Here is a 2856-nt window from a genome sequence, read left to right as displayed (position 1 = left end):
CACTCGGTGACCAACTTCGGCACCGCACCGGTGGACCTGCCCACCGGCCGGGTCGTGGTCAGCAGCGGGCCCCTGCCCGGCGGGAAGCTCCCCGCCGACACCACCGCCTGGGTTGTCGCGGAGGCCTAAACACTCTACGGCGTAGGCGGCGAACTCTTCACTCCTAGGGGGATGGGGGCACCGCCCACCCCGTGGCAGGCGGTACGGCGCAACCGGCCAGGGCACGCCCCGATCTGGGTTACTCCGAGCGGATCAGGGCGTCCCGGGCGGACCCCTCATTCACCGAAGGCCAGACCGAAGGAATTACAGCTCTCCGAGGGCCTGGGCGATGGGTATGGACGACGCGGCCGCCCACGCCTGCGGCCTGCACGACGCCGGGTAGGGCACCGGCACTTCCACGTCGGCTGCCGGATGGCCCGAGAAGAGCTCCGGCAGGCGCCAGTTGAATCCCTCGGCGGCGTCGAGGAGGCCGCAGGCCAGGACGGCGGCCTCCTTGGCGAATCCGGACCTCATCATTCCGCTGATGATCATGCCGGTGTCGTGGCTCCAGACGGAACCCGCGTGGTACCGCGTGGGCCAGAAACCCTCATTCGTCGTGGAAACCGTTCGGATACCGAACCCCGAGAACATGGTCGGATCGAGCAGGCGCCGGACCACGACGGACTCCTCCTCCGGCGTCAGGATGCCCGTTCCGAGGAGGTGCCCCATGTTGCTTGTGACACCGTCGACGGCACGCTTCTGTGCATCGAGGGCGATCGCCGGATACGGCCCGGTGGCATCGGTGCACCAGAACGACTCGCGGAACCGGCACGCAAGGGAGTCGGCGTAGCCGCGCCATGCCTCAGCACCGGGCCTGCCAAATGCCTCAAGGAGGTCCGCGCCACCCCGGGCGGCCGCATAGGCGTAGCCCTGCACTTCGCTCAGCGCGATCGGGCCCTCGGCCAGTGAGCCGTCATGCCAGCGGATGGAGTCCGCGGAGTCCTTCCAGCCTTGGTTTGCGAGGCCGTGGCCGCTGGTGTCCAAGTATTCGAGGAAACCATCACCGTCGGAATCTCCGTAATCTCGCAACCAGGTCAGGGCGTTTTCGAGCGGATCCAGGAGGCCCTCAACGTCCCCCCGGTTCATTCCGGCCCGCCAGGCGTCATGGAGGAGCATGATCCACAGCGGCGTGGCATCGATGGTGCCGTAGTACACCGGGGGCAGCGCGATACCCTTGCCGTTTTCCTCAAACTGGAGGGTGCCGCGGCGTACCTCGTGGAGGATCTTGCCTGGCTGTTCGGCCGTGCTGGAGTCGCTGACGGTCCCCTGGCGTGAAGCGAGGGCGGCCAGGGTAGTGCCGGCCAGTTCCGTGGAAATGGGCAGCAGCATGCGGGCCGCGATCAAGGAGTCCCGTCCGAACATGGTGAAGAACCAAGGCGCTCCGGCGGCGAGGAAGGTCGCATCGGGCCGGTCCGCGGCCGCCATACGAAGGCCGTTCAGGTCGGAGACGGACTGGCGCAGGAGGCGGTTGACCCGGCGATCCGTGACCACTGGGGCGACAAGCGGTGCGGTCGAGGGTGCGACCATGGAGGCGCCGGCGTCGTGAAGTCGTAGTGACCATTCGATGTCGGCCGGTTCCCCGGCCGCGACGGCAACGTGCCACTCGAGGCAGATTTCACCGTCGGCGAAGGAAACCGAGGCGGTGCCCGGATCGAGGATGGCCAGGGTTTCGCTGTTGCGCCAGTGCCAGGATAGGGAGTCGACGTGAAGTAACGCGACGCCCTCCTGGCCCGACTTCACCTTCTCCATGGGCGTGTTGTCGGTCGTGAGCGTGCAGGCAAGATGAAGGATCAACGGTTCGACCAGCGCTGATTCGATCCGCAACCTTTCGGTGATGCCATCGGGGGAGCCGGTGCGACTGCGTGTGAGCTGGACGAGGGGATCCGTTCCGGCGCTTTCGGAACGCACTATGTAGAGGTAGTCGATGTGCCGGGCGGAGCGCACTTGGGTGCTGACCCAGTCCGGTTCGGTTCCATCGAGCGTCAGAACCGCGCTACCAATCACGCGGTCGTCACCGCAGTGGAATCCTTGGGCACCCGTACCGCGCACCTGACCGCTTGATTCCGCCCAAGCCTGGACGGGGGCACTGAAAACGCCGGTGAGGTCGTGTAAAAACGGCTGGAGGTGCGGCAACTAAACTCCTTGGAATTGGCTCGACTTACCACCCTAGCGAAAACAGCAGGGATTGGATCGCGCAAAATTCGGTGGGAACATAAATCGAACCCTCATATGGTCTCAATAGGGCGCCGGATATCCACAATCTGATGACGGAGGCGCCGAACATAGCAAGGATGACTTCCAGCTCTTGGCCAGTGTGGCAACTTCTGGAACAGGCTCCATGGAAACTTGGATAGCACCTCTTGGTCTCACCCGATGCAGACGGTAATGAGGCGGACGCAAAACGAGTGTGCAGGAAAACTGTTTAGGGGGCGGGTATGAGACCAGACGTATTGTCGGCAGTCTCTACCTCGACACAGCTTCGATAAATGGGGGAAAGCACAATCGTCATCGGCATGAGATGAGTCTCTGGTGGTCCTTGCGTTTGTCGGCAGATGGGACACCAGAGTCAGCAATGCCTGGCTGCGGTCCTTCCTCGAGGCTCCCGATCAGCGACCGGCGTCGACCCGCGGTGGACCCCGGTGCCCGCAGGTGTCAGAGCCGGGCGGAGAAGCCCCCGTCGGCAGAAAGAAGCTGCCCGGTGATCCAGCGCCCTTCCGGGGAGACGAGGAAGGAGACGACTCCGGCGATGTCGGCGGGGGTACCGAGGCGCCCCAGGGGGTGATGGGGCACCAGGGTGGTGCGCAGGTCCTCGTTCAT

At 64.9% G+C, this 2856-nt stretch carries 2 protein-coding genes; both read right to left on the bottom strand.

Translation table 11 applies throughout. From position 1 onward, the window contains the following. Nucleotides 1-303: 303 nt before the first annotated feature. Complete coding sequence (locus ACX80W_RS16350) at nucleotides 304-2172, bottom strand: glycogen debranching N-terminal domain-containing protein (RefSeq protein WP_459285143.1); 1869 nt, start codon at nucleotides 2170-2172, stop codon at nucleotides 304-306. 519 nt (nucleotides 2173-2691) lie between these two features. Then, the coding region (locus ACX80W_RS16345; RefSeq protein ID WP_459285145.1) for an SDR family oxidoreductase at nucleotides 2692-2856 on the bottom strand (165 nt) is incomplete at its 5' end.

It is taken from the genome of Arthrobacter melezitosi (genome assembly GCF_054511055.1).
Note: the sequence above shows the minus strand (reverse complement) of the source record. Positions and strands in the feature narration are given on the sequence as shown.